Raw genomic sequence first — 16,794 nt, 5'->3', positions numbered from 1 at the left:
TGCTGCAATGCACGATCTTGGGCTCGATGGCATCATCTGAAATCACGCTCGAGGCGGTCCCTTCTATTGGCGAGGTGTCTGCCGAGGATTGGGACGCCTGCGCCAATCCCGGCGGCAAGTGCAACGGGGTTAGCGCGGGAACCTCATCCGCTCTTCCAGGCGGCTCCCTCGGCCTCTCAAAACCGGCCTATAACCCGTTCGTCTCACACGCATTTTTATCTGCCGTCGAGAAATCGGGCTCGGCAACGATCCGCACCGGCTGGGGTCCACGGCATCTCGTCGCCAAGCTCGACGGCCGCGTCGCCGGAGTGGTGCCCTGCTATCTGAAATCACACAGCCAGGGCGAATACGTCTTCGACCGCGGCTGGGCGGACGCCTATGAGCGCGCCGGCGGACGCTATTATCCGAAGCTCCAGGTCTCGGTTCCCTTCACGCCGGCCACGGGCCCGCGCCTGCTGGTGCGCGACGGTGTCGATCGCGGGCGCATCACCGAGGCGCTGGCGAGCGGGTTGGTGGCGCTGTGCGGCGTCAGCAAGGCCTCCTCGGTGCACGTCACTTTCGCCCGCGAGGCGGAGTGGAAGCTGCTTGCCCAGCACGGCTTCCTCCAGCGCACCGACCAGCAGTTCCATTGGCGCAACGAGGGCTTTGCGAGTTTTGACGATTTTCTGGCGACACTGAATTCGCGCCACCGCAAATCGATCAAGCGCGAGCGGCGCGATGCGCTGGCGGCCGGCATCACCATCCACTGGCTCACCGGCAAGGACATCACCGAGGACGCCTGGGACGCGTTCTTCGCGTTCTACATGGAGACGGGCTCGCGCAAGTGGGGCCGGCCTTACCTGACGCGCGAATTCTTTTCGCTCGTCGGCGAGACCATGAGCGATGACGTGCTGCTGGTGATGGCCCGCCGCAACGAGCGCTGGATCGCGGGCGCGATCAACTTCATCGGCTCCGACACGCTGTTCGGCCGCAACTGGGGCGCGGTCGAGCATCATCCCTTCCTGCATTTCGAGGTCTGCTACTACCAGGCGATCGATTTCGCCATCAAGCGCGGCCTCACCCATGTCGAGGCCGGCGCTCAAGGCGAGCACAAGATCGCGCGCGGCTACCTGCCGCGCACGACCCATTCCGCCCATTTCATCGCCGATCCCGGCCTGCGCCGCGCCATCGACGATTACCTCAAGCGCGAGCGTGCCTATGTCGCGGAAGCCGGACGGGAGCTCGCCGAGCTCGGCCCGTTCCGCAAAGGCATCGGCGAGGCGCCTTGACGATGTGCCGCCGCTGGTGACAGTAAGCGCAAAATCTTGGGAGCCCCGCCATGACCGCCTACGACCCCAATAACATCTTCGCAAAGATCCTGCGCGGCGAGTTTCCCTGCTACAAGGTCTACGAGGACGAGCATGTCTTCGCCTTCCTCGACATCATGCCGCGCGTGCCTGGCCACACCCTGGTGATCCCCAAGGCCCCTGCTCGCAACATCCTCGACATCCAGCCGGACGACTACGCCCATGTCGCGCGCGGCGCGCACAAGATCGCGGCCGCAGCGATGAAGGCGTTCGAGGCCGACGGCATCACCGTGCAGCAGTTCAACGAGCCTGCCGGCGGACAGGTGGTGTTTCATCTCCACATGCACGTGATGCCGCGCCACGATGGCGTCGCGATGCTGCCGCCCGCGAGCCGCAAGGAAGACGTCAAGGTGCTGGAAGAGAACGCGACCAAGCTGATCGTGGCCCTGAAGGCGGGCTAGGTCTCTCCGCTCGTCATTGCGAGCGAAGCGAAGCAATCCAGACTGCCTCCGCAGAAACAGTCTGGATTGCTTCGTCGCAAGAGCTCCTCGCAATGACGGGGTTGGAGCGGTGCCCCCTCACTCCGTCTGAAAGTCCCCCGGCTGCGGCGCGGCCAGCGGGGTGAACTCGCAGCGATCAGGCTTGATGTCGATCAGCGGCGTGTTGTCGAGACAGTCGAGGCCGCGCACCAGAATCGTATTTCCCTCGATGCCGACCAGCTTCACGATCGAGGTCCCGATCGGATTGGGCCGCACCGGCGAGCGCAGCGAGAAGGTGCCGCGGGTTTTCTCGTTGTTCTTCGGGCTTTGCAGGATGATGTCGCGGCGCGACTTGTCGAGCCAGTACAGCACTTCGAGATTGCTGTAGAAGTCGACCCCCTTGATGGCCGGCACGAACGGCTCAAAGATCTCGAGCCGGCAGATCGGGCCGTCGTGGCGGCCCTGCCGCGGCGTCTCCAGCCGCGAGGTCCAGGGCGTGCGAATGCGGCCGATGAAGACCAGGCCGGCATCCTCCACAGGCGGCAGCTCGATGGCGACCTCGCCCTCGCGGAGCTCGTTTTCGCGAACCATATTTCCAGTTCCTTAGCTGTTCGCCGGCGGTTTTAGCCCAACCACCATTTGCCGGCCAGCATGAAGAGTTCGCCGGTCACCACGCCCGCGAAAATCGAGCGGCGGGTCAGCAGGAAGACGACGAGGCCGGCGCCGACCGCACCGTAGCGCAGGGCATCCGGCACGCTAGCCAGCGCGCCAGGCGGCTGGACCACGATCTGGGCGATGACGCCGGCCAGGATCGCGGTCGCGACCGCCCTCACCCAGACCAGCAACTCGGAGCCCTCGTCGATGCCGCCGCCGAACCACAGGCCCAGCATGCGCCAGATCTGGTTGGGAACGACGCCGGTGACGAACAGCACAACGAGCGCATGCCAGTCGCCGATGAGCTGTGCGTAGCTCATGCGCGTACCTCCCGCCACCAGTGCACGCCATAGGCGATGGTGCCGGCCACAAGGCCGCTGACGAGGATGTCGAGGCCGGAATCCATCTTCGCGGCCAGCGGATAGAGCAGAACGCCAAGCGCCAGCGCGACGACGTCGGCGGCCTCCCGGCTGTTGCGCGCGGTCGAGAACAGGAACGACAGCGGCGTCAGCATCAGGATCGCCGCGCCCAGCGTCTGCGTCAGGTTGGCGGCGAGGAAATAGCCGACCGTGTTGGCGGTGAGACACACCGAGACCAGACCAAAGCCCAGTCCATTGACGAAGGCGATCCGCCGCTCGCGCGGCACCTGCGGCAGGAAGCGATGGCATTCGACCCACAGCGTCACGGCGGTGAGATGCGCCGCGAAGAACAGCTCCCGCCGCTTGGTCGTCGGCGTGCGCATCAGCGGCAGCACCGAGACCACCATCGGAAACAGACGGATGGCGCTGACAGTGACCGCGATCGCCGACTGGATGATGGTGGCGCCCGAGCCGAGCGTGGTGATCAAAATGATCTGCGCCGGGCCTGCCCAGACGAACAGCGTCGAGCAGAGCGCCCAGAGCAGGCTGAAATGGCTGTCATGGGCCAGCGCACCGATGCCGAGATAGGTCGCGAACAGGACGAGCGTGAGGATCGTCTGCGTGATCGAGCGCAGCCCCCAGCCAAAGGCGCGCCACGGGCTTTGCCATTGAGGTGAATCGAGCGGAGGAAGCGCCAAGGGAGGGCCGGCCGAGGTTGCGGAATCGTGCCTGCATAACGGGCAATGCGACGGCCCGCGTCAAGGAAGCGCGCGGCGGGGCTGGCATGCGTGAGAAGACAGAAGCCCTACCCGGTCACGCCCCGGTTCTTCAGCACGAAGCAGGCGCCGCCAGCCTTGCGGATCTTATTGCAAAGATCATCCGCCTCGTTGCGCGTGTCCGCGCCGATGCGCACCTGATAGAACGCGCGCGTGCCGCGGCTGCGCATCACGGAGCTCAGCAGGCTCGGATCACGCTCGCCGATCACGGCGCTCAGCTTCGTGACGGCCCGGGAATACATCGCCAGCGCCTTGTTGCGGTCGAAGCCGGCCGCGAGCTGCACGCCCCAGATCTTTGCGGCGGCGAGCTCCACATGCTGCTCGAGCTCGGCGACGAACGGATTTGGCGCGCGCTTGAGCAGCGCCATCAGATCGCGGCAGCTCGTCGGCGGCGAGCTCGGCGGCCCCTTGCCGGTGCTGCCGGCCTTGGCCCAGGCATCGACGCTCGCGCCGGTGATGGCATAGACATAGTTACGGGTCTGCTCCGGCATGCCGCCGGTGCCGGCGAGCCATTCCTGGACCCGGCGCGGTCCCGCATTGTAGGCCGCCGCCGCGAGGCCGAGATTGCCGAACTGGTTTCGCAGCTCGTTCAAGAATTCGGCCGACTTCGGCAGCGCCTGCACCGGATTGAACGGATTGAGGAGCCCGCGCTCGCTCGCGGTGCCCGGCATGAACTGCGCGATCCCCTGGGCGTGCTCGCCGCTCCGCGTCATCGGCCCCACCGCATCGGCCTGGAAGCGGCTTTCCTGCCAAATCACGCGGGCGAAGAACTCCAGCGGCAGGTTATTGTCGCGCGCGGCCGCCTCCACAATCAGGCAGATAGATTCCCGCGTATTGCTTTCGCGCGCGTCAGGCTTCTCCGGCGGATGTGCAAGCTCCTCGACGCTCGGATGCACGAACCGGTTCGGTGTCTCCTGGCCAGGCGCGGGCGACACCGCGACGGCAAGACAGAACACAGCAATAACCTGGGTTATACGCATGGCGTCCATGATAGCGGACAAATCGGACCTTGACTTGAGGGCCCAGCCAACTAGCAACGGGCGACGATATCAACGCTGGTCCCGCCCAGATGGCTACAATCTATTTTGATCTTGACGGCACGCTGACCAACCCGAAACCCGGGATCACCCGCTCGATCCAGTACGCGCTGGAGCGGCTGAACGTCGCGGTGCCGAGCGAGGACGAACTGACCTGGTGCATCGGCCCGCCACTGCATGCCAGCCTGGAGAAGCTTACCGGCAGCTCGGAACTCGCTGACCGCGCGCTGCTGCTCTATCGCGAGCGCTTCAGCGATGTCGGCCTGTTCGAGAACGAGGCCTATGGCGGGATCAAGGACACATTGTCCTCGATTGCCGCGACGCATCAGCGCATGTTCGTGGCGACCAGCAAGCCGGCAGTCTATGCCACCCGCATCGTCGATCATTTCGGCCTCAAGCCGTATTTCGAGCGCGTGTTCGGCTCCGAGCTCGATGGCACGCGCGTCGACAAGCGCGACCTGCTGCGCTACGCGCTCGACCAAGCCAAGGTCGATCCCGCCGATGCGATCATGATCGGCGACCGCAGCCACGACGTGGTCGGCGCCCGCACCAACGGCATGACCGCGATCGGCGTTCTCTATGGCTACGGCAGCGAGGCCGAGCTGCGGGATGCCGGTGCACATCGCATCTGCGCCGCGCATCCCGAACTGCTCGGCCATTGCCTGGATTAGGCGCTGACGGTCTCCACCGCCGCAAGCATGCCGGTCTTCGCGTGACAGTTCAGGTATTCGAAGAACTGCTCGTCCGCGGCTGCCACCGTGACCTCGTGATAAAGCCGCAGCTTGGCTGACGGCCCGAGCGTCGAGAGGTATTTCATCGCCGCGCCGAAGATCCTGACATGGGTCGGATGCGACTCCGCCCAGCGCTCGAGCGCGGCGAGGCTCTTCCACCAGCTCTGGCCGTAGGATTTCTCGTTCGCGCTGCCGTCATTCGCGAGCACACGCATGTAGCGGTTGGCGTAGCAGCCGATCGCAAGGCCGTCGTCGCGCAAGAAATCCATGCCCTCACGCAGCACCGGCTCGACGTCGTCGAGATAGAGCTTCCGCTCGGACGCCTCGGTATCGCTCCAGTCCTGCCCCGAGCGGATCAGGCAGAGATTATCGTGTGCCTTGACGCGCAGGCGCGCGCCGTCGCGGATCAGCTCGGGAGTACCCGCCGGCGACATCGGATCGGTCTGCGACAGCGGAATGCGATCGCGCATCCCGCCCCAATAAGCGTGCTCGTGCACCTCGCCGCTCATGCCGCCTGCGATGACGGCGACGCCCTCGGGCCGGTCGGGCGAGGAGAACAGCGTCTCATGCCGCGCCAGCGCAGGACGCAGCACTTCGATGAAGGTACCGATGCCATCCCAGGCCCTGCCGGTCCAAACTTCGCGCGCCGACGCAAACCAGGCATCGAAGCGCGCAACGTCGTCCCAATAGGCCACCGAGACGACGGTCTCATAGCCGGCCTGGTCGACATAATGCGCGCGGTCCCAGTGCGAGGGACCGCCCTCGCCCGCGAACCGCCCGGCAATCTCCGCGAGCGCCTCGGTCGCGGCCACCGGAGCTGACCGATGATACTGCACGCCGAAATAGGCCATCACGACCCGGCTCACGGCCGGCTTGTAGCGCGCCACGAAGGACGGATATGGCGGCTGGTAGTCATCAGGCACGCGCTTGTGGCGCGTGCGCGCCGTTTCGAGATGCAGAGGAATTGCGGATTCCATGATCGTGCCCTCCCCTTGCTCTCGGCGATCAGCTCGCCGCCGCGCCGATGTCCGTGGGCTCGACGGTGTCGACCGGCAGCGCAAACTGCTCGACGCACTTGTACGGCTTGTTGTTGAGCAACAGCCGCGTCACGTCCGGCCGCGAATAGTGCCCGGCGGGATCGGCCGCGTTCTTGGCCACGCCGATGGCGCCGAGGTCGATCTCGGCGATCAAAAGGCCCTCCTGATCCGGCGCCAGCTTGTCCCCGATCTGACTGCCGTCGGGGCCGTAGATCGCAGCAAAGCCGCCGCCGGTATGCAGCAGCGCGTGCTTGTCGGGCCGGTCGCAGAGCTCGTCGATCATCGCCTGCGAGACGGTCGCGCAAGGCGCCAGCACGAAGCAGGAGCCTTCCACCGCATAGACGCGCGAAGCCGCGTTGTTGACCTCGGCGCCGAGCGCCGGCGCGAAGGGGTCGTAGAGCGAGAAGCTCGGCCAGGCCGCGACGTGCACCTGCTCGTTCTGGGCATACATCGCGTATTTCGACAGCGGCTGGAGATGCTCCCAGCAGCACAGCGCCCCCAGGCGGCCGATGTCGGGCCGCGCGTGGACGGCCAGATCGCTGCCGTCGCCCTCGCCATAGACGGTGCGCTCGGCATGGGTCGGCCGCAGCTTGCGGCGCTTTGCGATGGTCTCGCCATCGGGCCCGATCAGCCATTGCGCGAGATAGAGGCTGCCGCCGTCGCGCTCGGACAGGCCGATCACGGCCGTCAGCTTCGCTCTTCGAACGGCCTCGCGCAGCCGCTCGGCCTGCTGGCTGTCATAGGCCAGCGAATTGTCGAAATAACGCTGCACGAAGCCGCGGCCGATCGCCCAGGCCGGCGAGTCCATCCAGATATGCCAGGGGTAACCGGGGATGAAGGCCTCGGGAAAGGCGATCAGCTTCGCGCCCTTCTCGGCGGCCTCCCTGATCAGCGCGACCGACTTGTCGATCGAGCCGTCGAGATCGAGCCAGGCCGGGGCCGCCTGCACCACCGCCACCTTGTATTTCGGATGTTCGATGCCCATTCCCGCCTCCCTTGCCGGTTGATCGGAAGCCACGTCCGATGCAGTCTATTTGGCCAAGCCGGGCGGCCGCGCGCTCGACCGCGGCGGAACAAAAACTCGACTGGACGGAAGCGCCGCCCCGGTACGGAATTTGCCTCGGCCAAGGCTCGATCCGCGCCAGCATGCGGTTTTGCAGGATGTGACAGGGAGGCTTGCCGATGCCAATCCAGTTCACGACAGACGGCAGCCCCGGCTACCGGCGGCTGGCGCTTTGGCAGGACATCGTGTGTGACGTCTTCGTCGGGCTCGACTGCAAGTCCGATCTCGGCAGCGCCTTTCGCGGCTCGGTCACACAGGCCCCGCTCGGCAAGGCGGTGTGCTCAGAGGTCTGCTCCGACCGCCAGCACGTGTTCCGCACACCCTCTCGCATTGCACGTTCGGATCAGGATTTCGTTCTCATCGCACTCGGCAATCGCGGTCACGGCGGCTTGGTGCAGGACGGCCGCGAGACCGTGATCCATCCCGGCGAGTTCGCGCTCTACGACACCACGCGGCCCTATGAGCTGAAGTTCAACGAGGCCTTCACACAGACCATCTTCAAGGTGCCGCGGGAAATGCTGCAGCGGCGGCTCGGCGCCACCGAGACGCTCACCGCGATGTCGTTCGGGGCTGACGCACCGCTCGAACGGCTCGCCTACGATTTCATCTTCCGGCTTTGCCAGAGCGCGGACCTGCTTGCGCCGGATCATGCCGCGGCCTTGTCGGAGCAGGCCGTCGATCTGTTGGCGATGGCGCTGAGCGAACGGCTCGGCAAGGCATCGCTGCCGTCCTCGACCCACCGTTCCGCCCTGCTCTACCGGCTGAAGGCGCACATCCGCGCGCACCTTGCCGATCCCGACCTCTCGCCGGCGGAAACCGCCGCCGCAATCGGCATCTCGCCGCGCTACGTCAATGATCTGCTCGCCGATGAAGACATGTCGTTCCAGCGCTATGTCCTTGCCGAGCGTCTCGCGCAATGCAGGCGCGACCTCGCCTCGCCCGTGCTTGCGCACCGCCACATCAGCGAGATCGCGTTCGCTTGGGGCTTTAACGATCTCTCGCATTTCGGCCGCGTCTTCCGCGAGCATTTCGGAATGTCGCCGCGCGACTTCCGGCAGAGCCAGTTGCGGCACTGAGCAGCCATCTGCGCGAGCCTTCGCTCCAGGCGAAGGCAATGCTCGCCAATTCCAGATTGTGTTGTGTTGCTGCGTGGATCAGGCTGCCAGGCATGAGGACTCAGTCTACGATAAGCGGATCGGAGCTGCTGCTGGGTGTGATCGCGATCCGGCTCGCAGTCCTCGTCCTGGTGGGCTGGAGCCTGACTCTGCTGCCGCGGCAGGCGCGTGACGGCGAGGTCGCCTGTTTCCCCTCGCCTGCGACACGGGGCGAGGCTCAGTCTTCGGCGAAGACAGCCGGTCCGCGCATTGCCGATGCGGCATTCGATGACATGCGTCTGCACGACTAGGTCGTTTCCAAGCAAGGCCGGTATGTGAGCCTAGCGTAGGACAGCGCGCGTACTTGCATTACCATTGCGCTCCAAGGCCGCACTGATCAATCAGCGGCCAGCCGAGGAGCAGATCAATGGAATACCGACGCTTGGGCCGGTCAGGCCTCATGGTGCCCGCTTTGAGCCTTGGGACCGGCACCTTCGGCGGCGTCGGCCGCCTTGCCGCTTGGGGCACGACCGACGCGACCGAAGCGCGGCGTCTTCTCGATATCTGCCTCGAAGCCGGCGTGTCGATGTTCGACACCGCGAACGTCTATTCGCTCGGCGAGTCCGAGCGCGTTCTCGGCGAAGCCATCAAGGGCCGCCGCGACAAGGTGTTGGTCTCGACCAAGGCGACGTTCCGCTTCGGCGATGGCCCCAACGACATCGGCTCGTCGCGGCAGCATCTGCTAACCGCCATCGACGCCTCGCTGAGCCGGCTCGGCACCGATTACATCGACCTGTTCCAGCTCCATGGCTTCGACGCCTTCACGCCGCCCGAGGAGGTGCTCAGCACCCTCGATGTGCTCGTGCGCGCCGGCAAGATCCGCTATGTCGGCGTCTCGAATTTTTCAGGCTGGCACCTGATGAAGTCGCTCTCCGTCGCCGACAAGCACGGTTTTCCGCGCTACGTCGCCAACCAGACCTACTATTCGCTGATCGGACGCGACTACGAATGGGAGCTGATGCCGCTTGGTCTCGACCAGGGGCTCGGCGCCGTTGTCTGGTCGCCGCTCGGATGGGGACGCCTCACCGGAAAAATCCGGCGCGGCCAGCCGAAGCCCGAGGTGAGCCGCCTGCCCAAGACCGCCGAGTTCGGCCCGCCCGTGCCGGACGAGCACGTCTATCGGGTGGTCGATGCGATCGACGAGGTCGCGAAGGAAACCGGCAAGAGCGTGTCGCAGATCGCGCTGAACTGGCTGCTCCAGCGTCCGACGGTGTCGACGCTGATCATCGGCGCGCGCAACGAGGCGCAGCTGCGCGAGAATCTCGGCGCTGTCGGCTGGTCATTGACCAAGGACCAGATCGCCAAGCTCGATGAAGCGAGCAAGGTGACGCTGCCCTATCCCTATTGGCACCAGCGTGGGACCTTCACGGACCGTAATCCGCCGGCGGTCTAAAGCGCGATGAGATTTGGGTGAATCGTCATCGCGCTTTAGGTTGTTGGTTACGCATGATCTTTCCGGAAAACCGCTTCGCACTTTTCCGGATCATGCTTTAGCAGCCGGTCGATCTGCTTCGTCCCCGGCGGCTTGAGCTGCATCAAGCCGTGAGGGGCCGGCCGTGGCATCGTATGGCGTTCGCGAGGCCCCCGATGCGCCGCTTTGCCATGAAGGCCCTGTTCACGGTGCTCAACTTGAACCGCGTCGAGCGGACGCGGATCGACTGGGATCGCACCGCCATTGTCGCGTCGACGACTGTGACGCTCGGGCTCGTTGCGCTCTACATTTGGGGCAAGACGACCGCGCGCTGGTAGCGGCCGGTTCCGGAACTATCGCGGTCCCGTCCGGTTGGCGCAATACTCCGCCAGCTGGCGCGTTCGATTCGCCAAACCAGACGCTGCTCACGATGTCGACGGTCACGATCGAGCAGGCCGACGGCCTGCCGCTGCCGCAGCGCCGATGGGCCATTCTCACCATCGCGCTCGGCATCACCATGTCCGTGATCGACGGCGCCATCGCCAATGTGGCACTACCGACCATCGCCGCCGACCTCAAGGCGAGCCCGGCCTTCTCGATCTGGATCGTCAACGGCTACCAGCTCGCCATCACCATCTCGCTGCTGCCGCTCGCCTCACTCGGCGAGATCGTGGGCTACCGGCGCGTCTATCTGGCGGGACTTGCGCTGTTCACCCTCGCCTCCGCGTTCTGCGCCGTGGCGCACTCGCTGCCGCTGCTGACGGTCGCGCGTATCGTCCAGGGCTTCGGCGCGGCCGGCATCATGAGCGTCAATACCGCGCTGGTCCGCTTCACCTATCCGCACGCACTGCTCGGGCGCGGCATCGCGCGCAACGCGCTCGTCGTGGCGGTGTCGGCCGCGATCGGGCCGACGCTGGCATCGGGCATCCTCGCCGTCGGCAGCTGGCCCTGGCTGTTCGCGATCAACGTGCCGATCGGTGCGGTCGCCGTTGTCCTCGGCGCGCGCTGCCTGCCGCACACGCATCTCGCGGCGCATTCGTTCGACTGGCAAAGCGCGGGCTTAAGCGCCGTCACCTTCGGCGTCGGCATTTTTGCCGTCGACAGCGTCGGCCATGGCGAGCCGCTTCTCACCTGCCTGATCGAATTCGCCGTCGCCGCGGTCGCAGGCGCCGCGCTGATCTGGCGCGAGACCCATATGGCCGCGCCGCTGCTGCCGGTCGATCTGCTGCGCATCCCGATCTTCGCGCTGTCGATCGCGACCTCGATCGCCTCGTTCTGCGCCCAGATGCTGGCCTTCGTCGCAATCCCGTTCTACCTGCAAAGCCGCTTCGGCTATTCGGCCGTGCATATGGGGCTGCTGATCACGCCCTGGCCGATCACGGTGGCGTTCGCCGCCCCGCTCGCCGGTCGCTTGGTCGAGCACTATCCCGCCGGCCTGCTCGGCGGCATCGGACTTTTGCTGTTCGCGGGCGGGCTGGCCTCCCTCGCCATGCTACCGGCCGAGCCCGGCGCCTTCGACATCGCCTGGCGCATGGCGCTGGCCGGCTTCGGATTCGGCCTGTTCCAGACACCGAACAACCGCACCATGATCGCGGCCGCCCCGCGCGAGCGCACCGGCGGCGCCAGCGGCATGCTCGGCACCGCCCGGCTGCTCGGCCAGACCACCGGCGCCGCGCTGGTCGCGCTGTTCCTCGGCCGCTACCCGCAGGAGGGAACCAGGATCGCGCTGCTGGCCGGCGTCGGCTTTGCGCTGTGCGGCGCGCTGCTCAGCATGTTGCGCCTGTCGCCCACCGCCGCGCGCGGCGCTGAGCATGTGCGGGTGCAGGACGGGCAGCGGATGAAGGGGGATTGAGGCCGCGACGGTTCGTTCACGCGACGGCGCGGCCAGTTCTCGCCAAAAACAAAAAGGCCGGCTGAACAGCCGGCCTTTTCGATGATGTCGCTCGCGATCAAGCCTTGACCAGCGGGCCCTTCGAGGTCGGCCCCTTCGAGCCACCAGGACCGCCCGGCTTGGACTTGCCCGGCGGGCGCTTGCGGGTGCCGGGCAGCTTCTCCTGCTTCGGCGTGACCGGGCCCTCGACGAATTCGAAGCCGATCTTGTCCTTGGTCTCGTCGGCTTCGTCCTTGACCAGGACGACGCGGACGTGGCCGCCGCCCTTGAGCTTGCCGAACAGCACCTCGTCGGCGAGCGGCTTCTTGATGTGCTCCTGGATCACTCGGGCCATGGGCCGTGCGCCCATCTGCTCGTCGTAACCATGCTGGACCAGCCAGGACTTGGCGGGGTCCGACAGCTCGATGGTGACATCGCGGTCGCCGAGCTGCGCCTCGAGCTGAAGCACGAACTTCTCGACGACGGTACCGATCACCTCGACGCTGAGATGGCCGAACGAGACAATGGCATCGAGACGGTTACGGAATTCCGGCGCGAACTGCCGGTTGATCGCCTCGTGGTCGTCGCCTTCCCGCTTCGAGCGCGTGAAGCCAAACGCCTGCTTGGCGAGGTCCGAAGCGCCCGCATTCGTGGTCATGATCAGGATCACGTTGCGGAAGTTGACCTGCTTGCCGTTGTGATCGGTGAGCCGGCCGTGGTCCATGATCTGGAGCAGCACGTTGTAGAGGTCGGGATGCGCCTTCTCGATCTCATCGAGCAGCACCACGCAATGCGGATGCTGGTCGACGCCGTCGGTGAGGAGGCCGCCCTGGTCGAAGCCGACATAGCCGGGAGGCGCGCCGATCAGGCGCGACACGGTGTGCCGCTCCATGTATTCGGACATGTCGAAGCGCAACAGCTCGACGCCGAGCGACGCCGCCAGTTGCTTTGCAACCTCGGTCTTGCCGACGCCGGTGGGGCCTGAGAACAGGTAGCAGCCGATCGGCTTCTCCGGCTCGCGCAGGCCGGCACGCGCCAGCTTGATCGAGGCCGCGAGCGACTCGATCGCCTTGTCCTGGCCGAACACGGTGCGCTTCAGCGTCTGCTCGAGATGCTTGAGCACCTCGGCATCGTCCTTGGACACGCTCTTCGGCGGGATCCGCGCCATCGAGGCGATCGTGGTCTCGATCTCCTTGATGCCGATGGTCTTCTTGCGCTTGTTCTCGGCCACCAGCATCTGCGCCGCACCGGACTCGTCGATCACGTCGATCGCCTTGTCCGGCAGCTTGCGGTCGTGGATGTAGCGCGAGGACAGCTGCACCGCAGCCTCGATCGCCTCATTGGTATATTTCAGCCGGTGGTAGTCCTCGAAGTAAGGCTTGAGGCCCTTGAGGATCGCGATCGCGTCCTCGACCGTCGGCTCATTGATGTCGATCTTCTGGAAGCGCCGCACCAGCGCGCGGTCCTTCTCGAAGTGCTGCCGGTATTCCTTGTAGGTGGTCGAGCCCATGCAGCGGATGGTGCCCGAGGCGAGCGCCGGCTTGAGCAGGTTCGAGGCGTCCATCGCCCCGCCCGACGTCGCGCCCGCACCGATCACGGTGTGGATCTCGTCGATGAACAGGATGGCGTTGGGATGGGCTTCGAGCTCCTTCAGCACCTGCTTGAGGCGTTCCTCGAAGTCGCCGCGATAGCGCGTGCCGGCGAGCAGCGTGCCCATGTCGAGCGAGAACACGGTCGCAGCCGCCAGAACCTCCGGCACCTCGCTGTCGACGATGCGCTTGGCGAGGCCCTCCGCGATCGCGGTCTTGCCGACGCCGGCTTCGCCGACGAACAGCGGGTTGTTCTTCTGCCGGCGGCACAGCACCTGGATCGCGCGGTTGATCTCGGAATTGCGTCCGATCACCGGATCGATCTTGCCGTCGCGCGCCTTCTTGTTGAGGTTGACGCAATAGGTTTCGAGCGCCTCGCCCTTCTTCTTGGCGTCCTCGGTGCCCTTGGTCTCGGTCTCCTCGTCGACGCCGCGAACGGGGCGCGCCTCGGAGACACCAGGCCGCTTGGCAATGCCATGGCTGATGTAGTTGACGGCGTCATAGCGCGTCATGTCCTGCTCTTGCAGGAAATACGCTGCATGACTTTCACGTTCGGCGAAGATCGCGATCAGCACGTTGGCTCCGGTCACCTCTTCGCGGCCGGACGACTGCACGTGGATCACCGCGCGCTGGATCACGCGCTGGAAACCGGCGGTCGGCTTGGCGTCGTCGGCACCATCCGTCACAAGGTTCTCGAATTCGGTCTCAAGATAATTGACGAGGCTCGTACGGAGCTTGTCGAGATCGACGCTGCAGGCGCGCATGACCGCAGCTGCATCGGAATCGTCGATCAAAGAGAGCAAAAGATGCTCGAGCGTCGCGTATTGGTGATGACGCTCGTTTGCGATCGCCAGTGCACGATGCAGGGATTGTTCAAGGCTTTGGGAAAAAGTCGGCATTCGCGTCCTCTATGGCCCCCACCATCATGATCGCCATCGCCCGGTCAGGCAACAACAACCTTTGTCACATATAGTTATACAAGATCGCGGCGAAAGACCGGTTCCGCGACTCGGCGGCGACACGCCTGCGGTATTTTCGATGCAAAACCCGTTCCGATTTGGGCAGAACTACCCATCTGGGCAGGATTGACGCTGGCGCCGATGTTCGCCGGATCACGCAGCAGGGCGTGCTCCGTCACCCACCACACGAACAGAACCACTCTAAAGAACTCGAACGCGCGATTATTTCTTTTCCATCACGCATTGCAGCGGATGCTGGTGCTTGCGGGCGAAGTCCATCACCTGCGTCACCTTGGTCTCGGCGATCTCGTAGGTGAACACGCCGCACTCGCCTATCCCGTGATGATGGACGTGCAGCATGATCTTGGTCGCCGCCTCGACGTCCTTCTGGAAGAACTTCTCCAGCACGTGGACGACGAATTCCATCGGCGTGTAGTCGTCGTTCAGGATCAGCACGCGATACAGGTTCGGCCGCTTGGTCTTGGGCTTGACCTTGGTGATGACCGACGTGCTCGGCCCGGTCGGGCCGCCCGCGCGGTTCTCGTCATTGCTCATACGCGGAGCGTGGGCAGCGGCTGGCGCGGACGGGTCGAGTCTGGAAGACAGGTGCGGCATGGCTCAGGTGTTCAAATTCCCAACGGAAGCGAATGACGGCTCGCCGCGTAACCCCGCCCTCCGGAGCTTCGCGCTGACGCGCCGCCTTGTTGGATCGCCGCTCCCGACGGATCCGGTCCAAGCCGGATCGTTCGCTAGCAATATGGGCCTGCCCCCGGCTCGCCGCAAGCGTGCAAAGGTCTGGCCGATGCGGCCGCGGCGGTCCCGACTCCGGTCCGGGCGATCCTGGCCAAGGTTAATCAATCCGGATCGATTTGACAAAAATTTCCGCCCGCCCGTTTAGAGCCTGTTGACCAGGAACCCGGCCGCAACACGGCCGCGACGGTTTCGCGCGGGATGTCTCCGGTTTTCTACGGCCACGTTTACCTGCCATTCAAGGGCTTGGCGCGAAATCGGGCAAAATTTACAGATTTCGGGGATCGTCATGTTTCGCCTGCCCGTTATCCGCCGTCTTGGTCGACAGCTCGCCCGCTTTGCAGCGGCCGAGCACGGCAATATCGCCGTGATCTTTGCCATCGCGCTGGTCCCGGTGCTGACATTCATCGGTGCAGCGGTCGACTACAGCCGCGCAGTCCAGGCCCGCACCTCGATGCAGGCGGCCCTCGACTCCACCGCACTGATGCTCTCCAAGGACCTGTCGTCCGGCACCATCAACACGTCGCAGCTGAGCACCAAGGCGCAGCAGTATTTCAACGCGCTGTTCACCGCCACCAACTCGATCCCGACGGTCAGCGTCGCGGCCACCTACACCACGAACACCAGCATGGGCTCGACGATCCAGGTCTCCGGAAGCGGCACCTACACGACCAGCTTCATGAAGATTGCCGGCTTCCCGACGCTCGACATCGGCACGACATCCACCAGCGCCTGGGGCTTGGTGCGCATGCGCGTCGCCATGGTGCTCGACAACACCGGATCGATGGCCGATGACGGCAAGATGCCGGCGATGCAGACCGCCGCCAAGAACCTCATCGATCAGCTCAGCGCCCTCGCCAAGACCAATGGCGACGTCTACATCTCGATCGTGCCGTTCGCCAAGGACGTCAATGTCGGCGCCAGCAACTACAACAAGTACTGGATCGACTTCACCGATTGGGACGCCGCCCACGGAAGCTGGACCTGCTCCTCGCCCACCAACTGGGGCGGCTGCAACAACTGGACGTGGACGCCGGCCAATCACAACACCTGGACCGGTTGCGTGGTCGACCGCGACCAGGACTACGACACCAAGAACACCACGCCGACCAGCGGCAATAGCGGGACGCTCTTCCCGGCGGACCAGTATTCATATTGCCAATCCGGAAGCTCGGCCTATTTGCAGCCGATCGTGCCGCTGAGCTACGACTGGTCCTCGCTCAAGACCGTGATCAACAACATGAAGCCGACCGGCAACACCAACCAGGGCATCGGGCTCGCCTGGGGCTGGATGACGCTGTCGACCGGCGATCCCATGAACGCGCCGCCCAAGGATACCAACTACACCTACAAGGACGCGATCGTGCTGCTCTCCGACGGTCTGAACACGCAGAACCGCTGGTACAGCAATGCCTCGCAGATCGACGCGCGGCAGAAGAAGCTGTGCGACAACGCCAAGGCCGCGAACATCACGATCTACACGGTGCAGGTCAACACCGGCCACGATGCGACCTCGAGCGTGCTGCAATATTGCGCCAGCAGCACCGACAAGTTCTATCTGGTGACGTCGGCGGACCAGACCGTGTCGGTGTTCAAGGACATCGGCACTTCGCTGTCCAAGCTGCGCGTGGCGCGCTGA

General features: G+C 65.1%; 17 protein-coding genes. 9 read left to right on the top strand and 8 right to left on the bottom strand.

What is annotated here, in order from left to right; translation table 11 throughout:
- Nucleotides 1-26 precede the first annotated feature (26 nt).
- Nucleotides 27-1,268: a GNAT family N-acetyltransferase gene (locus QA642_RS21755; RefSeq protein ID WP_283086433.1), complete on the top strand. Its 1,242-nt coding sequence runs from the start codon at nt 27-29 to the stop codon at nt 1,266-1,268.
- A 50-nt stretch (nt 1,269-1,318) separates the two neighbouring features.
- Entirely contained in the window at nt 1,319-1,747 is a 429-nt protein-coding gene (locus QA642_RS21750; protein ID WP_283086432.1) for an HIT family protein, read from the top strand.
- 117 nt (nt 1,748-1,864) lie between these two features.
- On the opposite strand, the gene tsaA is transcribed toward QA642_RS21750, so the two are convergent.
- The 4 genes from tsaA to QA642_RS21730 all read right to left on the bottom strand — a co-directional run bounded on the left by tsaA (nt 1,865) and on the right by QA642_RS21730 (nt 4,534).
- Nucleotides 1,865-2,356, bottom strand: coding sequence for a tRNA (N6-threonylcarbamoyladenosine(37)-N6)-methyltransferase TrmO (gene tsaA, locus QA642_RS21745; RefSeq protein WP_235545880.1), 492 nt, complete (start codon nt 2,354-2,356; stop codon nt 1,865-1,867).
- A 32-nt stretch (nt 2,357-2,388) separates the two neighbouring features.
- Nucleotides 2,389-2,739, bottom strand: a complete 351-nt coding sequence (locus QA642_RS21740; protein ID WP_283086431.1) for an AzlD domain-containing protein — start codon at nt 2,737-2,739, stop codon at nt 2,389-2,391.
- Nucleotides 2,736-3,476, bottom strand: a complete 741-nt coding sequence (locus tag QA642_RS21735) for an AzlC family ABC transporter permease (RefSeq protein ID WP_283086430.1) — start codon at nt 3,474-3,476, stop codon at nt 2,736-2,738. Before QA642_RS21735 ends, QA642_RS21740 begins: the two co-directional genes overlap by 4 nt.
- A 107-nt stretch (nt 3,477-3,583) precedes the next feature.
- Entirely contained in the window at nt 3,584-4,534 is a 951-nt protein-coding gene (locus tag QA642_RS21730; protein ID WP_283086429.1) for a lytic transglycosylase domain-containing protein, read from the bottom strand.
- A gap of 89 nt (nt 4,535-4,623) precedes the next feature.
- On the opposite strand from QA642_RS21730, the gene QA642_RS21725 reads away from it, so the two are divergent.
- A complete protein-coding gene (locus QA642_RS21725; RefSeq protein WP_283086428.1) occupies nt 4,624-5,262 on the top strand; it encodes an HAD family hydrolase in 639 nt (212 codons plus the stop codon).
- Here QA642_RS21725 and QA642_RS21720 read toward each other — a convergent pair.
- Together QA642_RS21720 and QA642_RS21715 are read right to left on the bottom strand one after the other, a co-directional pair.
- Entirely contained in the window at nt 5,259-6,299 is a 1,041-nt protein-coding gene (locus QA642_RS21720) for a phenylacetaldoxime dehydratase family protein (protein WP_283086427.1), read from the bottom strand. The genes QA642_RS21725 and QA642_RS21720 overlap by 4 nt on opposite strands.
- A gap of 28 nt (nt 6,300-6,327) precedes the next feature.
- Entirely contained in the window at nt 6,328-7,344 is a 1,017-nt protein-coding gene (locus tag QA642_RS21715; RefSeq protein WP_283086426.1) for a carbon-nitrogen hydrolase family protein, read from the bottom strand.
- A 197-nt stretch (nt 7,345-7,541) separates the two neighbouring features.
- Here QA642_RS21715 and QA642_RS21710 point away from each other — a divergent pair, with 197 nt between their 5' ends.
- From QA642_RS21710 to QA642_RS21690, 5 genes are all read left to right on the top strand, one after another.
- A complete protein-coding gene (locus QA642_RS21710; RefSeq protein WP_283086425.1) occupies nt 7,542-8,498 on the top strand; it encodes a helix-turn-helix domain-containing protein in 957 nt (318 codons plus the stop codon).
- Nucleotides 8,499-8,590: 92 nt separating this feature from the next.
- Nucleotides 8,591-8,827, top strand: a complete 237-nt coding sequence (locus QA642_RS21705) for a hypothetical protein (protein ID WP_283086424.1) — start codon at nt 8,591-8,593, stop codon at nt 8,825-8,827.
- Between the two features lie 116 nt (nt 8,828-8,943).
- A complete protein-coding gene (locus QA642_RS21700) occupies nt 8,944-9,969 on the top strand; it encodes an aldo/keto reductase (protein ID WP_283086423.1) in 1,026 nt (341 codons plus the stop codon).
- A gap of 194 nt (nt 9,970-10,163) precedes the next feature.
- Entirely contained in the window at nt 10,164-10,325 is a 162-nt protein-coding gene (locus QA642_RS21695) for a hypothetical protein (RefSeq protein WP_283086422.1), read from the top strand.
- A 92-nt stretch (nt 10,326-10,417) separates the two neighbouring features.
- Nucleotides 10,418-11,839 carry an MFS transporter gene (locus QA642_RS21690; RefSeq protein WP_283086421.1) on the top strand — a complete coding sequence of 474 codons (1,422 nt, stop codon included), beginning with the start codon at nt 10,418-10,420 and terminating at the stop codon, nt 11,837-11,839.
- Between the two features lie 97 nt (nt 11,840-11,936).
- On the opposite strand, the gene clpA is transcribed toward QA642_RS21690, so the two are convergent.
- Both clpA and clpS read right to left on the bottom strand, forming a co-directional pair.
- Complete coding sequence (gene clpA, locus QA642_RS21685) at nt 11,937-14,345, bottom strand: ATP-dependent Clp protease ATP-binding subunit ClpA (protein ID WP_283086420.1); 2,409 nt, start codon at nt 14,343-14,345, stop codon at nt 11,937-11,939.
- Nucleotides 14,346-14,627: 282 nt separating this feature from the next.
- Nucleotides 14,628-14,960 (bottom strand): ATP-dependent Clp protease adapter ClpS, encoded by a 333-nt coding sequence (gene clpS, locus QA642_RS21680; RefSeq protein ID WP_283086419.1) that lies wholly within the window; start codon nt 14,958-14,960, stop codon nt 14,628-14,630.
- A gap of 484 nt (nt 14,961-15,444) precedes the next feature.
- Between clpS and QA642_RS21675 the strand changes: the two genes are divergently transcribed.
- Entirely contained in the window at nt 15,445-16,794 is a 1,350-nt protein-coding gene (locus tag QA642_RS21675) for a pilus assembly protein (RefSeq protein ID WP_283086418.1), read from the top strand.

The sequence above is a fragment of the Bradyrhizobium sp. CB2312 genome (assembly GCF_029714425.1).
In the GTDB taxonomy this organism is placed as follows: Bacteria; Pseudomonadota; Alphaproteobacteria; order Rhizobiales; family Xanthobacteraceae; genus Bradyrhizobium.
Note: the sequence above shows the minus strand (reverse complement) of the source record. Positions and strands in the feature narration are given on the sequence as shown.

Excerpts from the sequence above, each read along its gene's own strand:
- tsaA (WP_235545880.1), bottom strand. The coding sequence starts at position 2,356 with ATGGTTCGCGAAAACGAGCTCCGCGAGGGCGAGGTCGCCATCGAGCTG.
- QA642_RS21705 (WP_283086424.1), top strand. The coding sequence starts at position 8,591 with ATGAGGACTCAGTCTACGATAAGCGGATCGGAGCTGCTGCTGGGTGTG.
- QA642_RS21715 (WP_283086426.1), bottom strand. The coding sequence starts at position 7,344 with ATGGGCATCGAACATCCGAAATACAAGGTGGCGGTGGTGCAGGCGGCC.
- clpS (WP_283086419.1), bottom strand. The coding sequence starts at position 14,960 with ATGAGCAATGACGAGAACCGCGCGGGCGGCCCGACCGGGCCGAGCACG.
- QA642_RS21690 (WP_283086421.1), top strand. The coding sequence starts at position 10,418 with ATGTCGACGGTCACGATCGAGCAGGCCGACGGCCTGCCGCTGCCGCAG.
- QA642_RS21700 (WP_283086423.1), top strand. The coding sequence starts at position 8,944 with ATGGAATACCGACGCTTGGGCCGGTCAGGCCTCATGGTGCCCGCTTTG.
- QA642_RS21710 (WP_283086425.1), top strand. The coding sequence starts at position 7,542 with ATGCCAATCCAGTTCACGACAGACGGCAGCCCCGGCTACCGGCGGCTG.
- QA642_RS21755 (WP_283086433.1), top strand. The coding sequence starts at position 27 with ATGGCATCATCTGAAATCACGCTCGAGGCGGTCCCTTCTATTGGCGAG.
- QA642_RS21750 (WP_283086432.1), top strand. The coding sequence starts at position 1,319 with ATGACCGCCTACGACCCCAATAACATCTTCGCAAAGATCCTGCGCGGC.
- QA642_RS21720 (WP_283086427.1), bottom strand. The coding sequence starts at position 6,299 with ATGGAATCCGCAATTCCTCTGCATCTCGAAACGGCGCGCACGCGCCAC.
- QA642_RS21675 (WP_283086418.1), top strand. The coding sequence starts at position 15,445 with ATGTTTCGCCTGCCCGTTATCCGCCGTCTTGGTCGACAGCTCGCCCGC.
- QA642_RS21730 (WP_283086429.1), bottom strand. The coding sequence starts at position 4,534 with ATGCGTATAACCCAGGTTATTGCTGTGTTCTGTCTTGCCGTCGCGGTG.
- clpA (WP_283086420.1), bottom strand. The coding sequence starts at position 14,345 with ATGCCGACTTTTTCCCAAAGCCTTGAACAATCCCTGCATCGTGCACTG.
- QA642_RS21740 (WP_283086431.1), bottom strand. The coding sequence starts at position 2,739 with ATGAGCTACGCACAGCTCATCGGCGACTGGCATGCGCTCGTTGTGCTG.
- QA642_RS21725 (WP_283086428.1), top strand. The coding sequence starts at position 4,624 with ATGGCTACAATCTATTTTGATCTTGACGGCACGCTGACCAACCCGAAA.
- QA642_RS21695 (WP_283086422.1), top strand. The coding sequence starts at position 10,164 with ATGCGCCGCTTTGCCATGAAGGCCCTGTTCACGGTGCTCAACTTGAAC.